This is a genomic window from Williamsia sp. Y844 (assembly GCF_056786475.1).
The window spans coordinates 1,785,894-1,804,287 of sequence record NZ_JBXCJB010000001.1; the positions used below are offsets into that span (position 1 = coordinate 1,785,894).

Consider the following 18,394-nt stretch of genomic DNA (forward strand, 5'->3'; position numbering starts at 1 on the left):
CTCAGCCCTTCGCCGACGCAGCGCGATGCGCTTCGGCCCCCGCCCTCATCGTGGCACTGAACCAGACATCCTCTTCCTGGAAGTCGTACGTGCGCCATCCTTCTGACGTCCGCACAAGCTTGTGGCGATACCAGCCGCCGCAGTCACTCTTTTCGGTTTGACCAGGCAGGAGCATCGGGTTGTAGAACATCGCCCGCACCTCGGCGGTATCACCGGTGATCGTGTAGTCGATGTTGGTGATGAAATGCTGCTTCATCGGCAGCATTTTCATCGAGGCTTCCAGCCATGCGGAGATCTCCGCCGGATTTCCCGTCGGGCCACTGACAGCGGAGTAGTCGACGCGCGCATCCTCGGTATAGAGCGAGCGCCACAAATCCCAATCCTCGGAGTCGACCGCCTTCGCGTAATTCGTCAAATGCTGCTCGATTTCCAGCCTGTCGACAACCTCTTGGATATCCACCTGACAACTCCTCGCTACGAAAAATACTGATCCCAGAACAGCATTCGCACCATCAGCACAGCACGGAAACGCTATTCTCTAATTTGAAAACCTAGCTTGCTTCGTATGATCTACGTCATAATCGCCCGCTGTCAAGATGCGGGTCGCACTTGAGTATCGACACGTCAGGAAGTAGCACTCGATGAGACATATCCCCGACGAGCTGGCAAAACGGTACCGAGACGACGGTTGGTGGACCGACGAAACCATCGGCGAGCTGGTCGGTCGCGGATTGGCCGACCGCGGCCACCTCGCATTCGAAGTGCACTCCGCGACCCACCCGTACGTGGGGACCTTTGCCGATGTCGAGCTGATCGCCCGCCGGCTGGCCGCCGGACTCCGTGATCGCGGCGTCGGCGAGGGCGACGTGGTCGTCGCGCAGCTGCCGAACTGGATGGAGGCCGGCGCCACCTTCTGGGCGACGTCGTTCCTCGGAGCGGTCATCGTGCCCGTGGTCCATTTCTACGGCCCCAAGGAGATGGCGCACATCATCGCCACCACCAAGCCCAAGGTGGTGATCACCGCCGAGGGCTTCGGGAAGATGACCTACGAGCCGGACCTCTATCGTGATGTCCCGGTCGTCGGTGTTGTCGGAGCGGACTTCGACGAACTCCTCGCGGATGAGCCGATGGCCGGGATCGTCAAGGCCGACCCGGCCGCGCCTGCGCTGATCGCGTTCACGTCCGGAACCACCAGTAAGGCCAAGGGTGTGATCCACAGTCACCAGACCCTGGTCTGTGAAACCCGGCAGCTGGCCGCTCGCTGGCCACGCGACGGGCAACCGCAGATCACCGGCGCACCCATCGGTCACTTCATCGGAATGGTCAGTGCGTTTCTGATCCCGATTCTGGAGGGATATCCGATTCACCTGATCGACGTCTGGGATCCGGCCGTGGTGCTCCGGCTGATGACCGAGCGGAAGCTGAAAGTCGGTGGTGGTGCACCATATTTCGTGACCAGTGTGCTCGATCATCCCGACTTCACCCCCGCGCATCTGGAGTTCATGCCCTACGCCGGCCTGGGTGGCGCCACCGTCCCGTTGACCTTCACCCGCCGACTGACCGAACTCGGCGTCACCGCCTACCGCTCCTATGGCAGCACCGAACACCCCTCCATCACCGGGTCGAAGACGACCGACTCGGTCGCCAAACGTACGGAGACCGACGGCAGCGCGCTCGAAGGCGTGGAGCTGAAGATCGCACCCGACGGCGAGATCCTCTCCCGCGGCCCCGATCTCTGCATCGGTTACACCGACGACGTGTTGACGGCCAACGCTTTTGACTCCGACGGCTGGTATCACACCGGCGATATCGGGATCCTCGACGAGAACGGCAGTCTGACGATCACCGACCGTAAGAACGACGTCATCATCCGCGGTGGCGAGAACATCAGCGCGCAAGAGGTCGAAGAGGAGCTTCTCGGATTACCCGGTGTCGCCGAAGCAGCGGCGGTCTCCGCGCCCGACGCCCGACTCGGTGAACACACCGCCGCGGTACTGCGACTCAAGCCGGGCGCAGCGATGCCCACGCTGGACGAGCTACGGGCGCATTTCACCACATCCGGTCTGGCAAAACAGAAGTGGCCCGAGGAGCTTCACCAACTCGACGAATTCCCCCGCACACCCAGCGGCAAGGTCCAGAAGGCTGCGATCAGGAAGATCGTGGCCGAGCGCAACCAAACGAGGGAAACATCCAGTGTCCAAAGCTGACATCGGATCCGACACGATCAGGAGATCGGCAGTAGCCCACGTTCGGCAAAGACCTTCTTCGCGGTGAGGGTGGCGTTCAGCGCGCGCGGAAATCCGCAGTAGACAGCCGAATGCAGCAGCGCCTCGATGATCTGGTGCGGCGACAGACCGACGTTGAGTGATGCATTGATGTGGACGTCGAGTTGCGGCTCGCATCCGCCGAGCGCTGTGAGCATCCCGAGGGTGACGAGCTGGCGGTCGCGCGGTTCGAGACCGGGTCGCGAGTAGATGTCGCCGAACCCCCATGCCACGACCTGGTGTGCGAGTTCTGGCGCAACATCTTTCAGCGAATCGATCACGTTCACGCCGGCTTCTCCGTCGATCGCGTCGAGCACCGATCGTCCATGGTCGTACCGTTGTTCGCGCGTGGTGGCGTCATTCATGGGTGTCTCCTGCATCATTGTCGTTGCGGTCGCCGGACGCGGCGGCCAGGTCGTTGCGGTAGATCGCGATTTTTGATTCGAGTGCCTTCTCGTGCTGCCGCAGGGTCGCAATCTGTTCTCGCAGCCCCGCTTGGTGGACTTCGAGTAGCTCGAGCCGGGCGGCGACAGTCCCATCGCCTTGCGCACGGAGTTCGGCGTACAGACGCATCCGCGAGATCGTCATCCCGGTTTCGCGGAGTCGGAGCAGGAACTTCACCCACTCCACATCCGCCTCCGAATACCGGCGCTGATTCCCAGGATTTCGGCTGACGGATTCGATCAGCCCGGCACGTTCGTAATAACGAAGGGTATGCGCCGATACGCCGGTCACCAGCGCCATCTGCGCGACCGTCAGACCATGGGGATCGACTTCAGTCGGCGCATCGTCTTTCTTCATAGAATGCAGCGTAAGAGTTAGAGCGCACTCGAAGTCAACCCCAAGGTGGCGGCGCGATTCAGACCGAGATACCCGGCCGGAACTTCGGTACCCGCATGCTCACCTTGGTTCCGGCGCCGGGCGCCGTTTCGACCACCAGTCCGTAGTCGTTACCGAACGCCGCGCGCAACCGGTCGTCGACGTTGGCCAGACCCACGTGGGCGCTCTCCGTGGCGCTGGGCCCGCCGGTTCCGGTGACGATCGCGTCGAGATCACCGGACCGCAGGATTTCCGGATCCATCCCGATGCCGTCGTCCTCGACGCTGATCACGCAATCCGTACCCTCGTCGGCCGCGATGATGGTGACCGTCCCACCCTCTGGCTTACTCGAAATACCGTGCCGTACCGCGTTTTCCACCAGCGGTTGCAACGCCAAGAAAGGCAATACCACGTTGAGGACCTCGGGAGAGACCTGCAGTTTGACCGACAGTGACCCCCCGAACCTGGCCCGTTCCAGCGTCAGATAGCGGTCGATGTTGCGTAGTTCGTCGGCGAGCAACGTGTACTCGCCTGCCGCGCGAAACGAGTACCGGGTGAAGTCGGCGAACTCCAGGATGAGCTCGCGGGCCTGATCGGGGTCGGTCCGCACAAACGACGCCACGGTGCCCAACGCGTTGTAGATGAAATGCGGACTGATCTGAGCCCGCAGTGCGCGGACCTCGGCCCGGTCCAGGCGGGCACGAGAGGCATCGAGGTCAGCCAACTCGATCTGGTTGCCCGCGTAGTGGGCCACCTCGGTGATCGCCGACAGCATGCCCGGTCCCGGCTGGTTTCGGGTGACCACACCGATCACGCCCACCGATCCGGCGCCGTCGGCAGGCATCGGTTGCACGATCAGCGCCCGGACACCGGGTTCATCGAGTTCGGAGGCCTTGATGAGGATCCGGCGCCCTTCGGCGGCGGCTCGAACCGAGGCGTTCGCGAACTCGGTTGCGAGCCGCTCGTGAGATCCGGTCCAGGCCAGGACCACACCGTCGGCGTCGGCGATGCCCAGTGCGTCGGCAGCGGTCAGACTCTGCAGATGCGGTGCGGCCTGCGCGGCCGAGTCGGCATTCAAACCACGCCGCAAGGGCCTGGCTGCCAGTGACGCGGTGTGCAGGGTCGCGTGTACCGCCCGCTCGGCGGGTGTCGTCAGGGTCGGGCGTGTCCGAACCCGCAGCGCCACAACGGCAATCGCCACCACCAGTACCGCGATGACAACAACGGTGATCGTGATGCCCGACATCAGCGGCTCATCACGTTGTCGGTGGGTCTGCTCAGCGATCGGCGACAGCGTAGGCCGCGCCTGCGGCCGCTGTGGTCACGGCGAACACCGACGGCCAGGCACCGATCTTCTTGGCCAGCGGATGCGACGCACCAAAGGCGACCAGGTAGCCGGCCAGCAGCGATCCGGCCACGACCGGGCCTTTCTCCTGGTACCACCGGGTGGCGCACCAGCCACCTGCCGCGGCAAGCACGACGCCGCCGAGTTCACGACGCCCGCTGTATCGAGCGGTGGCGTATCCGCCGACGAGTCCGGCGGCAACAACAGGGGCAGTCAATGGGGTACTCACCCCAACGACTCTACCGCCGCCCGGTCAGCAGCCCGGGTGTCCACACGCTTAGCGCGGTGGCTGCCAGGAGGGGTCGCGGCCGGAGAGTCCCAGTAGTCGCTCGAGGTCCGAAGCACCTTCGGCCGTCGGGACCCGCGGGCCGAAAGTCTTACCGGGACCCTGATAGTCCGGGGTGAGCATGTTGGGCGCAAACGCCGCCGACACTGCCGCAGCCTCGGGTGCGGGGTCCCATACCTGGCCCGTTGCCACCGCGAGGTCCCAGCCATGAACCACGTACTCCCACAGGATCATCGACATCGCCATGTCCCCAGGCATCGGGTGCTCGCCGAGGTAGAGCGGGCGTTGGTCGGCGCCTGCTCGCACGGCTGCGTCGAGTTGCGCTGCCGCCGAACCGATCACCTCGGCGGCAGGCCCCGCCACCTGCGGTACCTGGGCCCCGCCAGCTTGTGCCCGGCCATCGGCATCGGCGAATCCGGATGCGAACGTGGTCAGCCAGCCCGCAACGTGGTTGCGCAACTGTGCGACATCGAGTTCGGTACACGGCGTGGGCGCGGTGTCGTGGCCGTCGGTGTTCGCGACGACGACCGCGAGGTCGGCCAGGACCGGCCGGAGTAGGTCAACAGTTGAGGTGGTCATGCCATCGAGTCTTCTCCACGATCACCGGCTGTGTCTTGAAGAAATGCGACAACCGGCGTCAGCGGCCTCCGGTCATGGCCTGGGTGCCGATCACCGACAACAGTTCGAGACGTTCACGGGCAGGCGTGCCCGGCTGCGGGAAATAGACAAGCAGATGTTGGTCCGCGTTCTGGGTGACCAGCGTTTCGCATTGCACGGCGATCTCACCGATCTCGGGGTGGATGAACCGTTTCACGGCACTGGTCCGGATTTCCACCCGATGTTCTGACCAAAATTCGACGAACTCTTCACTAGCGGCCTGCAGAGCTCCCACCAGTCCCGCCACCACCGCGTCGTCGCCTCGCTTGGCGGCGACGGCGCGCAGGTCACTGACGTGCTTGCGACCCATCATCTCCCAGTCCTCCGGGTTGAAAAGCCTGCGGGCCTGAGGATCTGTGAACCAACGCCAGGTGAAGAAGCGGTCCAGTCCGGTCACTGCCGATCGATCACCGCCAAGCAGCACGTTCATCCGGTTCTGTGCCAGCGTCTCGCCGAGTTCTGAGATCACGCAGGCCGGGATGTCGTCGAGCTTGTCGAGTAGGTACAACAGACCGGGACCGACATGGGAATCGCCACCGACGCGCGGCGGTGGCGCATGTCCGCACAGCAGATAGAGGTGATCGCGTTCGTCGTCGGTGAGCCGCAGAGCGCGCGCCATCGACGCGACGATCTGCGTCGACGGGTGCGGGCCTCGGGCCTGCTCCAACCGGGTGTAGTAGTCGGTCGACATGCCGGCCAGGACGGCCACCTCGTCACGACGAAGTCCCGGTGTGCGACGGCGAACGCCTTCGGGCAGTCCCACGTCACGGGGGACGAGCGCCGCGCGGCGGCGGCGCAGGAAGTCGGCCAGCTCGTCGCGGTCCATACGTGTGCTCACTAGGACAACTCTGCCCGTTCGCGGCCTCGCGAGCCAGGGACCGGCGGTCCCCCGATAACCGGTCTCTGCCACCGGCCGCGCAAACTGTCCAGGCTGGGTGCATGAACATTCAACAGGTAACCCTCGGCAAAACAGGACCATCGGTCTCCCGCATCGGCCTCGGTGCGATGGGTATGTCCAGTATGTACGGCCCCAGCGACGACGCGTCGTCCAGCGCCACCATTCACGCCGCGATCGATGCAGGCGTGAACCTCATCGACACCGGTGACTTCTACGGAAATGGCCACAACGAGATGTTGATCGGCCGAGCGCTGCGCGAACGTGATCGCGACGACGTGCAGCTCAGTGTGAAGTTCGGCGGACTCCGTTCTCCTGACGGCGAATTCATCGGGTTCGATACCCGACCGGCTGCGATGAAGAACTTCCTCACGTATTCGCTGACCCGACTCGGGGTCGATCACATCGACATCTACCGCCCGGCCCGCCTCGACCCGGCAGTCCCGATCGAAGAGACAATCGGCGCCATCGCCGAGATGGTCGACGCCGGCTATATCCGCCACATCGGCCTGTCCGAGATGGGCAGCGACACGATTCGACGCGCTGCAGCAGTGCATCCCATTGTCGACCTGCAGATCGAGTACTCGCTGATGTCCCGCGGCATCGAATCCGAAATACTGTCGACCACCCGTGAACTCGGTATCGGGATCACCGCCTACGGCGTGTTGTCGCGCGGCCTGCTGAGCAACTCGGTCGGGGCCGGAGCCACATTCGCCCCCAACGACTATCGAGCGCACACCCCACGTTTTCAGGGCGACAACCTGACCAAGAACCTCGAACTCGTCGATGCACTCGCGACGATCGCCGACCAACGCGGCGTCAGCGTCGCACAGCTCGCGATCGCCTGGGTACTCGCCCAGGGTGATGACATCGTCCCGATCATCGGCACCCAGAAGGTGACACGGTTGCACGATTCCCTTGCCGCCCTTGATTTCCACCTCACCAAGGCGGAACTCGACAACATCGAGGCCGCCGTCCCGGCTGACGCCGCTGCCGGCGGGCGCTACGACGAAGCCCATATGGCGATGCTCGACAGCGAGCGCTGAGCGCCGGCCTCATCGGCGCCCATACGCGACCACTGATCTCCAAACACATTCACCTGCACTACTATTCGATGGAATGGGGATCGTCGGTGCCAGGATCATGTGGGATATCAGATTCGTCGCCGGTCAGTTCCGCCAACTTTTCGGCCAACACCGCATCGGACACATCCGCCGATGAGCAATCGTTGATATCGGCAAGTATCAACTCCAACTCGAGGTACTTGTGCACCAACACCGGAATCGAAGAGGAATCAACCGGAATCTCATCAGAAGAACCGTCAGTCATCATGCCCCCCAGCACATCTGACCGAAATCTTGCCAGTGAGTCTATCCGCGATGCCGCCGCATGTCGAATGTTTGTTCGAACATTCAGCGCACACTGTTCAACGTGCTACTTTCTAGAACGCTAATCCGTCGAAGAAGCCGAGGGTCCCCCGTGAGCAGTGACAAGCCTGTGCTTGTGCCCGATGAGACCTGCTGGAAGATCGCCGAGGCTGATCGACTCGCTGTGATCATCGACGCGGCCGACTACTTCAGGCATGCAAAGGCCGCGATGTTGCAGGCACGCAGCCGAATCATTCTGATCGGGTGGGATTTTGACACCCGGATCCAGTTCGAGCCCGAAGGCCAGACCCTCGATGGACCCAATACTCTCGGCGATTTTCTGAAGTGGTTGCCGCAGAACCGACCCGGGCTCAATATCAACCTCCTCAAGTGGAGCTTGGGGTTGGGTGCGATCAACAGGGGGATGGCGCCGGTTTTCATTCAGAACTGGCTCACCGACCCCGCTCTGCAGTTCGAGAACGATCTGGTGCACCCGGTTGGCGCGGCACATCATCAAAAGATCCTGGTGATCGACGATCAGATCGCGTTCTGTGGCGGCATCGACATGACCGTCGACCGGTGGGACACCTCCGACCACCTCGATCAGAACGATCGCCGCACCAAGCCCAACGGCAAGACCTATGGGCCCTGGCACGACGCGACCACCGCCGTTGACGGAGATGCGGCCCGGGTGGTCGGCGAGATGGCACGGGCCCGATGGCTGGCAGCAACCGGGCGCACCCTCGAGCAGGTGACCGACGTCGGGGACACCTATTGGCCCGACACACTGGTCCCGACCATGGAATCGGTCGACGTGGCCGTGGCGCGGACACTGCCGGAGATCCCGGGCCGGGACGAGGTGCGCGAGATCGAATCTCTCTATCTCGCAGCCATAGCCGCCGCCCGGGACTACCTCTACATCGAGAGTCAGTACCTCGCGTCGCGGACCATCGCCGAGGCCCTGGAGAAGCGCCTGCGCGAAAGCGGAGGACCCGAGATCGTGATAGTCCTGCCCCGACATGCCGACAGCTGGCTCGAACAGCAGGCGATGGACGGTGCCCGCCACCGCCTCCTCCAGTTCCTGTGGCAGGCCGACACCGAAAAGCGTTTCCGCGCATACCATCCGGTCACCGCGGACGGGGAGCCGATCTACGTGCACGCCAAGGTCCTGGTGATGGATGACCGTCTGCTGCGCGTGGGGTCATCCAATCTCAACAATCGGTCGATGGGCTTCGACAGTGAATGTGACCTCGCCGTCGAGATCGATCCCGACCTTCCCGAATCGAATGAGAACCGCATTGCGATCCGCGGAGTCCGGAATCGGCTGCTGAGTGAACATCTCGACGTCGACGTCGACGCACTTCAAGCTGCCATCAACAACCACTTCGGACTCGTCGCCGCCATCGACGCAATGCGCGGTGACGGCAGGACCCTTGTCGAGTTCGATCACGACATCGTCGACGGCGAGGACAGCCCCTTCGCCGAGAACGAACTGATGGACCCCGAGCAGACCCGATCATCGTTGTTGGAGAAGACGTATCGGCTGGTTGTGGGCCGACGACGGCTCCGGGCGGCAGCACACCGAGAGCTCGCTGACGCGCACTGACCCCTATAACGAGTAGCTGCGCATCACGCCCTTGCTGATGATCGTCTTCTGGATCTCGCTGGTGCCTTCGCCGATCAGCAGGAACGGAGCCTCTCTCATGAGGCGTTCGATCTCGTACTCTTTCGAGTATCCGTAGCCGCCATGGATACGGAAGCTGGCCTGCGTCACCTCGGAGCAGTACTCGCTCGTCAGGTATTTCGCCATCCCCGCGGCCACGTCGTTACGTTCACCGGAGTCTTTCAGCCGGGCCGCGTTGACCATCATCAGATGTGCCGCTTCGACTTTGGTCGCCATCTCCGCCAGAGAGAACGAGATCGCCTGGTGCTGGACGATGGGCTTGCCGAAGGTGCTGCGCTGCTGGGCATACTTCGCAGCAAGCTCGAACGCCCTGATCGCCACGCCGCAGGCGCGGGCCGAGACATTGACGCGACCGACCTCGACACCGTCCATCATCTGATAAAAGCCCCCGCCCGGCTTGTCCCCGAGGACCATGTCGGAGGAGATCCGATAGTTGTCGAACAACAACTCCGTGGTGTCTATCCCCTTGTACCCCATCTTGTCGATCTTGCCGGGGATCGTGAGACCTGGTGCCACCTCACCGAATCCGGCGGGTTTCTCGATGAGGAAAGTGGTGAGGTTGTCGTGCGGTTTGGCCGCGCCCTCGTCGGTGCGGACCAGGGCGGCAACCAGGGTGGAACTGCCACCATTGGTGAGCCACATCTTCTGGCCGTTGATGACGTAGCCGTCCCCGGAGCGCTGGGCCCGCGTACGGATCGCGGCGACATCTGACCCAAGTTCGGGTTCGGACATCGAAAAGGCTCCGCGCACTTCACCTGTCGCCATCCGAGGAAGGAAATGCGCCTTCTGCTCTGGCGTCCCGTGTTGGCGGATCATGTAGGCCACGATGAAGTGTGTGTTGATCACACCGGACACACTCATCCAGCCGCGCGCCAACTCCTCGACGCACAACGCATAGGTCAGCAGCGACTCCCCCAGTCCGCCATACTCTTCCGGGATCATGAGCCCGAAGAGACCCATCTCGCGCATCGTGTCGACAATCGCCTGCGGATAGGTGTCGGACTGTTCGAGCGCCTGCGCATTGGGGATGATGTCGCGCTCCACGAAATCGCGGACGGTGGACAAGATGTCGGCCTGCACCTCGGTGAGGTCGTGGGTCTGCGCCAGGCGCGTCATCTACGTTTCCTTCGTGGCGATGGGGGTCGACACCCGGATGGCCCCGCGCGCCTCGAGGTCGGCAATTGTGTTCTCGCTCAGACCCAGGCACTCGATGAGCACGGAAGCCGTGTCATCGCCGTTGGCAGGCGCAGGCCGGGCCGCCGGGTACTGTCCGTCGATCGACATCGGGGTGGTCGGCGCGAGATAAGAGCCGATGCGCGGCTGATCGACCTGCTGGAACATCGGATTGTCGGTGACGCGGGGATCGGCCGCGATCTGCGCGAAGGTCAGGTAGCGCTCGTAGAGCACAGCGGTTGTGCTCAGCTCCTTCTCCACCTGATCGATGGTCCGATCCAGGAACCAGATCGAGAACAGACCACTCAAGACGTCGCGGTGGCGGAATCGATCACTGTCTTTGCGAAAGTCCACGCCCAGTGCCGTTTCCAATGCGGCTACGGCGTCGGCGGTGCCGGTGACCTCGGCGAGGTCGCGGAAGTGTCGCGGGGTGACCGCGACAACCATGATCGTTTCGCCGTCGGCGGTGCGGAAATCACTGCCGTAGGTGCCGTACACAGAATTGCCGACCCGGGGCCGGTCCGGTCCACCGAGTTGCACCTCGGCCAGGTAGCCGAGGTGTCCGATCGTCGCCAGCGCAACGTCCTCGAGGGGCAACACAATTTGTGCCCCTTCCCCGGTGCTCGCACGGCGATGCACCGCAGCTGTCACCGACAGGGCCGCATACAAACCGCAGGCCACATCCCATGCCGGCAGCACATGGTTGACCGGTGTGCCGAGGGCAGTCGGGCCGGTGACGAGCGGAAAGCCCATCGCCGCGTTGACCGTGTAGTCGACTGCCCCGCGCCCGTCCGCGCGACCGAGCACCTGTACGTGGATCAGGTCGGGCCGGGCCTGCGCCAACTCGTCGTAGTCGAGCCAGTCCCGGCCCGCCGCGTTGGTGACCACAATTCCCGCTTCGAGAATGAGATCTCGGATCAGTGCGGTCGCCTCGGGATCACGAAAGTTCGCGGCCAGCGACCGTTTTCCCTGATTCAGGTTCGCCCAGTAGATCGACTCGCCGTCCTCGGTGACGGGCCAGCGCCGATAGTCCGCGGCACCGCCGATCGGGTCGACGCGGATCACCTCGGCGCCAAGCGATCCCAAGGTCATTCCGGCAAGAGGTGCTGCGACGAAGCTGGATACCTCTATGATTCGTAAACCCGCCAACGGTAACGCCTGGGGTTTGCTCTCCGGGCTCATCGGGCGGTAGGCACAGTGCAGAAGGTCATGGGTCCACCTTGCATTATGGGTCTGAAAAGGGGAAGGGAAGGCACATGCGCGAGGTTGTTGTCTGCGAGCCGATTCGCACCCCGATCGGCCGTTACGGCGGAATGTTCAAGTCGCTCACCGCTGTCGATCTCGGTGTCGCCGCGATGAAGGGTCTGCTGGAGCGGACCGGAATCGCACCGGGCGAGATCAATGACGTCATTCTCGGTCACTGCAACGGCAACAGTGAGGCGCCGGCGATCGGTCGGGTGGTGGCCCTGGATGCGGGCCTACCGGTGACCGTTCCCGGCATGCACATCGACCGCCGTTGCGGATCGGGCCTGCAGGCGGTCATCCAGGCCGCGTTCCAGGTCGGAAACGGCGACAACGAACTCGTCGTGGCCGGCGGCACCGAATCGATGAGCAACGCCTCGTTCTACTCCGTCGACATGCGTTGGGGCGGCGCACGGTCCGGCATTTCGATGCACGACAGCCTGGTCCGGGCCCGGTCGACCGCCGGTGGCCGCTTCTACCCGGTGCCAGGCGGCATGATCGAGACCGCCGAGAACCTGCGGCGCGAATATGGCATCAGCCGACTCGAACAGGACGAACTCGCGGTCGCTTCCCACACCCGAGCCGTCGCCGCACAGCAGGCAGGCATCTTGGCCGAAGAGATCGTGCCGGTGTCGGTGCCGTCCCGATCCGGCGACCAGCTGATCGACACCGACGAGCATCCGCGCGCCGACACCACTGTTGAGTCGCTGTCCAAACTGCGCCCCATCATGGGCAAACAGGATCCCGATGCCACCGTCACCGCGGGTAATGCCAGCGGTCAGAACGACGCCGCATCACTGAGCATCGTGACCACCGCCGAGAAGGCCGCAGAACTGGGTCTGACCCCCTTGGTCAAGCTGGTGTCGTGGGGCGTGGCCGGCGTAGAACCGAAGCTGATGGGCATCGGGCCGGTCCCGGCAACCGAGAAAGCGCTCGCCAAAGCGGGACTCACGCTGTCCGACATCGACCTCATCGAACTGAACGAGGCATTCGCCGCACAGGCTCTCGCTGTGATGCGGGAATGGAAGTTCAGCGCAGACGATCACCAACGCACCAATGTGCACGGTTCGGGTATCTCGCTCGGCCATCCCGTCGGCGCAACCGGCGGCCGGATGCTGGCAACACTGGCCCGCGAGATGCAGCGTCGCGACGCCCGGTACGGCCTGGAGACCATGTGCATCGGCGGTGGCCAGGGTCTGGCAGCGATCTTCGAAAGGGTCTGACCGAGACCTATTGGCTCGACGTCTCGGTGGGCTTGCCTGCGACCAGATCTTCCAGACCCAAACCCCAATGACCGAAACGACGATCGAACCTCTCGGCCCGCTGCCGAGCGCGTTCGATTTTCTCCGGTCCATAGTGCTTACGCGCCCAGCGTGATTCCGGGCGCCCGATACGCAGCGCCGCAAACCAGGCGAGCGGCGGAATGAAAGCCCCGACGGCTGCGGTGGAGTACTTGCCCTTTTCGACACACATCAGCAGCGCGACAATGTGGACCGCTGCCATCACCAGCAGGACCACATGGCCTGCCCCGAAACCACTGTCTTCGGTGAGCGGATTGAGCCCGAGCAGAAACAGGCCGAGGACCGCGCAGGTCATCGTCACCACCTGAACCGAAAGCTGGCCCTGCTTGGACCAATAGACGTCTTGCAGGCGAAGGATCATCGCGAACTCGTCGAGTACCAGAGAGGCTCCGACCCCGATCATCACCGCGCTGATCTCTGCTCCCGGCGACGCTCCGTCGACGCCAACCGACGTGAACGCGCCGGCGATGGTCAGGACGATGCCGGGCACTGCGTGATGGATGTGAACGCCACCGGACACGTTGTCGCGGAACGGTCCCCGGCCCGCGCGGATCATCCTCGTGATGATTCGGGTGATGATGAACGTCATCAGAAATCCGACAAACGCCAACGTCAGCGGCAGCTTTCCCGCGGACACCAGGCTATCGAGCAGCGACATAGGGCAAAGTTACCCGCACGTCGTGCGTATGCCGGACATCGTGCGATTTACGTTCCCACTGCCGCCCGCGCTCGCTTAGTGTCGCAACGCATAAGGCCGATGAAGGAACCGGACGTGAGGAGCGCAACATGCGACGAAGTCTGGCAGCGATATTCGCGGCCGGGGTCACGGTATCCCTGCTGGCCGGTTGTTCCGACGACTCCGATGAATCAGCTGACCGAAGTACGACCGCATCATCAACCCAGTCGGCGACGACCGAATCGGCGTCGCCGATTCCGGATTCCGCCGACGCGACCGCGGCACCCGTCGGCGAGGGCAACCTTCGCGCCGACTGCGCGGGTCTGACCTCCGACGATCTGACGCAGATCTTCGGCACCGAGTTCGACACGCCGATACCGTCGAGCGGCGCCAACAGCACCATCGACGACATCAACTACCAAACCGTCGGGTGCAGCTTCGAATCCGTCGAATCAGAAACCGATGCCAATACGATCGAAGTCGATCTGGACCTGTCCTTTGCAGAACAGTTCAGCGACAACGCAGTGCAATGTATCGAGCCGTCCGACCACGTCCACCCGGTGACTCCCGTCGCCGGCCTCGGCAATCAAGCGTGGTGGCAGCCCGGCGATTTCGGGAACTCGACCGATGCCGAAGGTGAGCTCACCGTGTGTGTGGACGATGCCCTGATCGCTGTCGAGATCGAAGGCCCGCAAGAACTCCGGGAGACCCTGCAGGAGCAGGCAATCGAGATCGCCCGGATTGTTGTTGGCTGAGCCGGCTCAGACGTCCGCCATTCAGGCGTCGATGTAGAAGTCCAGATCGAGGGGTTCGGTGCCGCCGTACGTCGAGAGGTCGGTGACCCCCGCGCCCTTGAGGACATCCGCATCGATCAGGACTTCACCGGTGACCGAGGACGGCCGCGCCAAGATCAGCGTGGCGGCATCGGCCATGACCTCCGGCTCACGCGCATGCAGCGCGGCCTCGGGATCGGCCTGAAGGTTCTTCACCGCGGCGGTGGCGATGGTCGTCTCGGGCCACAAGCAGTTGCTGGCGATCTTCTGATCTGCGAACTCGGCCGCGAAGCCGAGAGCCAACACTGTCATGCCGTACTTCGAGAGTGTGTACGCGGGGAACTTGCCCAGCCAGTGCGGCGACATGTTGAGCGGGGGCGCGATGGACAGAATCTGCGCATTCGGCGACTTGGCCAGATGCGGCAGGGCCGCCTGCGTCAGCGAGAACATTCCGCGGACATTGACGCCCTGCATCAGGTCGTAGCGCTTGAGCGGCAGGTCAGCGGTCCCGGCCTCGTTGATGACGCTGGCGTTGTGGATGAGGATGTCGATGCCACCGAAGGTCTCGACGGCAGTTGCGACTGCGCGCTGCACGTCGTCGTCGACGCGCACATCACCGACCACTCCGACAGCTTTTCCGCCCGCGGCCGTGATCTCGTCGACTGCGGTATGAATCGTGCCCGGCAGCTTGGGATGTGGCACATCGGTCTTGGCCAGCAGCACGATGTTGGCGCCCCGCGCGGCCAGCGCGAGCAGGATCGACAAACCGATACCGCGGCTGCCACCGGACATGAGCACGGTGCGGTTCTCGAAGGCATTGGAAGCCAACGACTCCAGCTGATTGTCCGACATGGTTCGCAAAGCCCTTCGACGTAGTGATGCGCAACTTGCTGCAGGTTATCAGAACGTCATTCTCGTTTGCGAGAGGAACCCTCTACCAGGCGCGACCGAATCGGAAAGTCGAGTACGCATGACACACCGAGCCCCTGGGACGAGAGTTGTCACCAGGCCCATCCGGACCCACAACACGCCGACGAGCGAGGAAACGATGAAGACCTACAACGTCCAACCCGGCGATACCCTCTTCGCCATTACGCAGCGCGAGTACGGCGACGGGACCCTCTACCCGGTGATCGCCCGCCAGAATCATCTGGCCGACCCGAATGTCATCAGCATCGGGCAACAACTAGAGGTTCCCTACGTGACGTTTCGCCACAGGTTCTCGACCCCCGACAGCTCCGCGGCCCGGCAGGCGATCACGCAGAATTACTACGGCACCACCGACACCGCGACGCAATTGATCTGGGAGATGATCAACGGGGTCGCGCAACGGCCGATTCAACCGGGGTCATGGTTACTCATTCCCGACCTCGCCAATCCCGGCCACCACACCGTCGTCACCGGCGACAATCTGCACGAGCTTGCCTTCCGCTGGTACGGCGACGACCACTTGCGGATCATGCTCGCACACGCAAATCAACTGCCGCACAACGCGATACTCGCTCTCGGGCAGGTCCTGATCAGACCCGGCCTGAATCGGCGCGCCCATGTTGCCGGCGACACGCTTCACACGCTGTGCGAGACCGAATACGGCAGCGCGAATCTGGATACCTGGATCGGGGTTGTCGCCGCCGCGAACCACATCACCGCACCCGATTCCTTGTTCGCCAACCAGGTCGTCTACTTCCCGCGATAGCCACGAATACCGTGACCGGCCGGCCACCTTTACCGCCCCGGTCAGCCCTCACTTCCCGGCGTCGGAGGGTTCGTCGCACCCTGACCTCGGGATCCGGGCGGTAACCCCGAAACAACACGTACCTGTCGATCGATAGGCTGTCTCCCGGCGCTACCGCACGACTACAGCCCGCCGCACCGCGGGAAACCGTCTCGCGATGCTCCGCGCATGAAGGAGCACGATTTCTGATGATCGACACGAAACTGCAGGATCTCTACGACGAAGTGATCGCCCGCAACCCGGGCGAGGACGAGTTCCACCAAGCCGTCAAAGAGGTGCTCGACAGTCTCGGCCCCGTGGTCGCCAGGCACCCGCAGTACACCGACTCCGCCATCATCAAGCGGCTCTGCGAGCCTGAACGCCAGATCATCTTTCGCGTGCCCTGGACCGACGATGCCGGGCAGGTCCAGATCAACCGCGGCTTCCGGGTCGAGTTCAACTCCGCACTCGGACCGTACAAGGGTGGTCTGCGGTTTCATCCCAGTGTCTACCTGGGCATCGTCAAGTTCCTCGGGTTCGAACAGATCTTCAAGAACGCCCTCACAGGTCTACCGATCGGTGGCGGTAAGGGCGGCTCCGACTTCGATCCGAAGGGCCGTTCGGACGCCGAGGTCATGCGGTTCTGCCAGTCGTTCATGACCGAGCTCTATCGGCACATCGGCGAACACACCGACGTCCCCGCCGGTGACATCGGCGTGGGCGGCCGCGAGATCGGATACCTCTTCGGTCAGTACAAGCGCATCACCAACCGATACGAATCCGGTGTGCTGACCGGCAAGGGCTTGTCGTGGGGCGGTTCGCAGGTACGAACCGAGGCCACCGGGTATGGCACGGTGTTCTTCGTCGGCGAGATGCTGAAGGCGGCGGGTGAGTCGTTCGACGGTAAGCGTGTTGCAGTATCCGGGTCGGGCAACGTTGCCATCTACGCCATCGAAAAGATCCATCAGCTCGGCGGCACCGTCATCGCGTGCTCGGATTCGAGCGGATACGTCGTCGACGACAAGGGCATCGACCTCGACCTACTCAAAGACATCAAGCAGACCCGGCGCGGTCGTATCGCCGAGTACGCCGAAATCCGCGGCGGTGGAAGCACATTCAGCACCAACGGCACCATCTGGAATGTTCCGGTCGACATTGCGCTGCCCTGCGCGACCCAGAATGAGCTCCAGGCCGACGATGCGAAGGCCCTCATCGCAGGCGGTTGCACCATCGTCGCAGAGGGCGCAAACATGCCAACCACACCCGAGGCGACCCGCCTGTTTGCCGACTCCGGCGTACGGTTCGCCCCGGGCAAGGCCGCCAATGCCGGCGGTGTGTCGACCAGTGCGCTCGAGATGCAACAGAATGCGTCACGGGACTCGTGGTCGTTCGCGCACACCGAGGCGCGTCTCGCCGAGATCATGCGCAACATTCACGACACCTGCCTGCACACCGCCGACGACTACGGTGTCCCCGGCAACTACGCAACCGGGGCCAACATCGCCGGATTCACCCATGTTGCCGACGCGATGATCGCGCAAGGCCTCATCTGAGATCCGACCCGGAGATTCAGCGGTTACGGCGCCAGATCGCGGCGGACAGCACCGTCGCAAAGCCACACCAACCGGCATAAGGCACCAGTGCCGCCGCCGCGCTCGACGATGCCGGCGCGGCACGGCGGACCAGATCGACGCTGCTGGCGGCGAGCGCCGCGGCCGTCAAGGTCGCAGCGCCGGTACGGTGCGCTTTGAAGAACACCCAGGTCCAGGCGCCGTTCAGGATCAGATTCGCGATCAACGCACGTTCGAAGGCAGCCGCGTCGATGTGGCGCATGTCGTCGTTCAATGCGTCGATCGTTGCCGCCGAACTGATTGCGACATCGGTATACAGAGCCGTCCACGCGATCGGGAACACTATTGCCGGTGGCTGAAATGGGGGCTTCGACAATCGGCGATACCAACTCGAATTGGTGTCTTTCGATGCAATCGAGCCGACCACGGCCGTGATGGTGACCGCGCTGGCGGTTCTGACAATCGAACGCATTACCGGCACTCCCGTCGACATCGAACAGTCCTACCCGCCAACGTACCCCCGGCGACCGGACCGTCCGACGTCATCGGAGGATGAACCTCTCTGCCCTACACCAGCAGGCGTCCGAATCGGCACCGCAGATGCGCATTCCAGAGAGGTAGACGAAA

Annotated in this window: 20 protein-coding genes; 7 read left to right on the forward strand and 13 right to left on the reverse strand. The window is 63.4% G+C overall.

Annotated elements, in window-relative coordinates:
• Position 1: 1 nt before the first annotated feature.
• The gene (locus AC1TQG_RS07965; protein ID WP_482136391.1) at positions 2–460 is read right to left on the reverse strand and encodes a nuclear transport factor 2 family protein; all 459 of its coding nucleotides are present in this window, start codon (positions 458–460) and stop codon (positions 2–4) included.
• A 181-nt stretch (positions 461–641) separates the two neighbouring features.
• On the opposite strand from AC1TQG_RS07965, the gene AC1TQG_RS07970 reads away from it, so the two are divergent.
• Positions 642–2,207, forward strand: coding sequence for an AMP-binding protein (locus AC1TQG_RS07970; RefSeq protein WP_482136392.1), 1,566 nt, complete (start codon positions 642–644; stop codon positions 2,205–2,207).
• 17 nt (positions 2,208–2,224) lie between these two features.
• Here AC1TQG_RS07970 and AC1TQG_RS07975 read toward each other — a convergent pair whose 3' ends face one another.
• From AC1TQG_RS07975 to AC1TQG_RS08000, 6 genes are read right to left on the reverse strand one after another with little or no spacing between them, the layout of a single operon-like run.
• Positions 2,225–2,629, reverse strand: a complete 405-nt coding sequence (locus AC1TQG_RS07975; protein ID WP_482136393.1) for a carboxymuconolactone decarboxylase family protein — start codon at positions 2,627–2,629, stop codon at positions 2,225–2,227.
• Positions 2,622–3,065 carry a MerR family transcriptional regulator gene (locus tag AC1TQG_RS07980; RefSeq protein ID WP_482136394.1) on the reverse strand — a complete coding sequence of 148 codons (444 nt, stop codon included), beginning with the start codon at positions 3,063–3,065 and terminating at the stop codon, positions 2,622–2,624. Before AC1TQG_RS07980 ends, AC1TQG_RS07975 begins: the two co-directional genes overlap by 8 nt.
• Before the next feature lie 58 nt (positions 3,066–3,123).
• Positions 3,124–4,329: a sensor histidine kinase gene (locus tag AC1TQG_RS07985; protein ID WP_482136395.1), complete on the reverse strand. Its 1,206-nt coding sequence runs from the start codon at positions 4,327–4,329 to the stop codon at positions 3,124–3,126.
• Positions 4,330–4,360: 31 nt separating this feature from the next.
• The gene (locus AC1TQG_RS07990) at positions 4,361–4,657 is read right to left on the reverse strand and encodes a hypothetical protein (protein WP_482136396.1); all 297 of its coding nucleotides are present in this window, start codon (positions 4,655–4,657) and stop codon (positions 4,361–4,363) included.
• Between the two features lie 48 nt (positions 4,658–4,705).
• Entirely contained in the window at positions 4,706–5,293 is a 588-nt protein-coding gene (locus tag AC1TQG_RS07995) for a TIGR03086 family metal-binding protein (protein ID WP_482136397.1), read from the reverse strand.
• Positions 5,294–5,351: 58 nt separating this feature from the next.
• Positions 5,352–6,197: a helix-turn-helix transcriptional regulator gene (locus AC1TQG_RS08000; protein ID WP_482137286.1), complete on the reverse strand. Its 846-nt coding sequence runs from the start codon at positions 6,195–6,197 to the stop codon at positions 5,352–5,354.
• Positions 6,198–6,310: 113 nt separating this feature from the next.
• Between AC1TQG_RS08000 and AC1TQG_RS08005 the strand changes: the two genes are divergently transcribed.
• Positions 6,311–7,312 carry an aldo/keto reductase gene (locus AC1TQG_RS08005; RefSeq protein ID WP_482136398.1) on the forward strand — a complete coding sequence of 334 codons (1,002 nt, stop codon included), beginning with the start codon at positions 6,311–6,313 and terminating at the stop codon, positions 7,310–7,312.
• 61 nt (positions 7,313–7,373) lie between these two features.
• Here AC1TQG_RS08005 and AC1TQG_RS08010 read toward each other — a convergent pair whose 3' ends face one another.
• Positions 7,374–7,598, reverse strand: coding sequence for a hypothetical protein (locus AC1TQG_RS08010; protein ID WP_482136399.1), 225 nt, complete (start codon positions 7,596–7,598; stop codon positions 7,374–7,376).
• 147 nt (positions 7,599–7,745) lie between these two features.
• On the opposite strand from AC1TQG_RS08010, the gene AC1TQG_RS08015 reads away from it, so the two are divergent.
• Entirely contained in the window at positions 7,746–9,239 is a 1,494-nt protein-coding gene (locus tag AC1TQG_RS08015) for a phospholipase D-like domain-containing protein (protein WP_482136400.1), read from the forward strand.
• Positions 9,240–9,242: 3 nt separating this feature from the next.
• Here AC1TQG_RS08015 and AC1TQG_RS08020 read toward each other — a convergent pair whose 3' ends face one another.
• Together AC1TQG_RS08020 and AC1TQG_RS08025 are read right to left on the reverse strand one after the other, a co-directional pair.
• The gene (locus AC1TQG_RS08020; protein WP_482136401.1) at positions 9,243–10,433 is read right to left on the reverse strand and encodes an acyl-CoA dehydrogenase family protein; all 1,191 of its coding nucleotides are present in this window, start codon (positions 10,431–10,433) and stop codon (positions 9,243–9,245) included.
• Positions 10,434–11,672: a CoA transferase gene (locus AC1TQG_RS08025; protein WP_482136402.1), complete on the reverse strand. Its 1,239-nt coding sequence runs from the start codon at positions 11,670–11,672 to the stop codon at positions 10,434–10,436.
• Positions 11,673–11,746: 74 nt separating this feature from the next.
• Between AC1TQG_RS08025 and AC1TQG_RS08030 the strand changes: the two genes are divergently transcribed.
• Positions 11,747–12,955: an acetyl-CoA C-acetyltransferase gene (locus tag AC1TQG_RS08030; RefSeq protein WP_482136403.1), complete on the forward strand. Its 1,209-nt coding sequence runs from the start codon at positions 11,747–11,749 to the stop codon at positions 12,953–12,955.
• A 7-nt stretch (positions 12,956–12,962) separates the two neighbouring features.
• Here AC1TQG_RS08030 and AC1TQG_RS08035 read toward each other — a convergent pair whose 3' ends face one another.
• Positions 12,963–13,691, reverse strand: a complete 729-nt coding sequence (locus AC1TQG_RS08035) for a hypothetical protein (protein ID WP_482136404.1) — start codon at positions 13,689–13,691, stop codon at positions 12,963–12,965.
• 128 nt (positions 13,692–13,819) lie between these two features.
• Here AC1TQG_RS08035 and AC1TQG_RS08040 point away from each other — a divergent pair, with 128 nt between their 5' ends.
• Positions 13,820–14,464 (forward strand): DUF3558 domain-containing protein, encoded by a 645-nt coding sequence (locus AC1TQG_RS08040; protein WP_482136405.1) that lies wholly within the window; start codon positions 13,820–13,822, stop codon positions 14,462–14,464.
• Between the two features lie 21 nt (positions 14,465–14,485).
• On the opposite strand, the gene AC1TQG_RS08045 is transcribed toward AC1TQG_RS08040, so the two are convergent.
• Positions 14,486–15,334 (reverse strand): SDR family oxidoreductase, encoded by an 849-nt coding sequence (locus AC1TQG_RS08045; protein WP_482136406.1) that lies wholly within the window; start codon positions 15,332–15,334, stop codon positions 14,486–14,488.
• A gap of 196 nt (positions 15,335–15,530) precedes the next feature.
• Here AC1TQG_RS08045 and AC1TQG_RS08050 point away from each other — a divergent pair, with 196 nt between their 5' ends.
• Both AC1TQG_RS08050 and gdhA read left to right on the forward strand, forming a co-directional pair.
• Positions 15,531–16,178 (forward strand): LysM peptidoglycan-binding domain-containing protein, encoded by a 648-nt coding sequence (locus AC1TQG_RS08050; RefSeq protein WP_482136407.1) that lies wholly within the window; start codon positions 15,531–15,533, stop codon positions 16,176–16,178.
• Between the two features lie 227 nt (positions 16,179–16,405).
• A complete protein-coding gene (gene gdhA, locus AC1TQG_RS08055) occupies positions 16,406–17,749 on the forward strand; it encodes an NADP-specific glutamate dehydrogenase (RefSeq protein WP_482136408.1) in 1,344 nt (447 codons plus the stop codon).
• A gap of 16 nt (positions 17,750–17,765) precedes the next feature.
• On the opposite strand, the gene AC1TQG_RS08060 is transcribed toward gdhA, so the two are convergent.
• Positions 17,766–18,239, reverse strand: coding sequence for a TspO/MBR family protein (locus AC1TQG_RS08060; RefSeq protein WP_482136409.1), 474 nt, complete (start codon positions 18,237–18,239; stop codon positions 17,766–17,768).
• Between the last annotated feature and the right edge of the window lie 155 nt (positions 18,240–18,394).

Bases quoted from the DNA above. Each gene is read 5' to 3' on its own strand.
- AC1TQG_RS08005 (WP_482136398.1), top strand. From the start codon at position 6,311: ATGAACATTCAACAGGTAACCCTCGGCAAAACAGGACCATCGGTCTCC.
- AC1TQG_RS08045 (WP_482136406.1), bottom strand. From the start codon at position 15,334: ATGTCGGACAATCAGCTGGAGTCGTTGGCTTCCAATGCCTTCGAGAAC.
- AC1TQG_RS08010 (WP_482136399.1), bottom strand. From the start codon at position 7,598: ATGATGACTGACGGTTCTTCTGATGAGATTCCGGTTGATTCCTCTTCG.
- AC1TQG_RS07975 (WP_482136393.1), bottom strand. From the start codon at position 2,629: ATGAATGACGCCACCACGCGCGAACAACGGTACGACCATGGACGATCG.
- gdhA (WP_482136408.1), top strand. From the start codon at position 16,406: ATGATCGACACGAAACTGCAGGATCTCTACGACGAAGTGATCGCCCGC.
- AC1TQG_RS08060 (WP_482136409.1), bottom strand. From the start codon at position 18,239: ATGCGTTCGATTGTCAGAACCGCCAGCGCGGTCACCATCACGGCCGTG.
- AC1TQG_RS07985 (WP_482136395.1), bottom strand. From the start codon at position 4,329: ATGTCGGGCATCACGATCACCGTTGTTGTCATCGCGGTACTGGTGGTG.
- AC1TQG_RS07980 (WP_482136394.1), bottom strand. From the start codon at position 3,065: ATGAAGAAAGACGATGCGCCGACTGAAGTCGATCCCCATGGTCTGACG.
- AC1TQG_RS08000 (WP_482137286.1), bottom strand. From the start codon at position 6,197: ATGGACCGCGACGAGCTGGCCGACTTCCTGCGCCGCCGCCGCGCGGCG.
- AC1TQG_RS07970 (WP_482136392.1), top strand. From the start codon at position 642: ATGAGACATATCCCCGACGAGCTGGCAAAACGGTACCGAGACGACGGT.
- AC1TQG_RS08030 (WP_482136403.1), top strand. From the start codon at position 11,747: ATGCGCGAGGTTGTTGTCTGCGAGCCGATTCGCACCCCGATCGGCCGT.
- AC1TQG_RS08020 (WP_482136401.1), bottom strand. From the start codon at position 10,433: ATGACGCGCCTGGCGCAGACCCACGACCTCACCGAGGTGCAGGCCGAC.
- AC1TQG_RS08035 (WP_482136404.1), bottom strand. From the start codon at position 13,691: ATGTCGCTGCTCGATAGCCTGGTGTCCGCGGGAAAGCTGCCGCTGACG.
- AC1TQG_RS08040 (WP_482136405.1), top strand. From the start codon at position 13,820: ATGCGACGAAGTCTGGCAGCGATATTCGCGGCCGGGGTCACGGTATCC.
- AC1TQG_RS08025 (WP_482136402.1), bottom strand. From the start codon at position 11,672: ATGAGCCCGGAGAGCAAACCCCAGGCGTTACCGTTGGCGGGTTTACGA.
- AC1TQG_RS07995 (WP_482136397.1), bottom strand. From the start codon at position 5,293: ATGACCACCTCAACTGTTGACCTACTCCGGCCGGTCCTGGCCGACCTC.
- AC1TQG_RS08050 (WP_482136407.1), top strand. From the start codon at position 15,531: ATGAAGACCTACAACGTCCAACCCGGCGATACCCTCTTCGCCATTACG.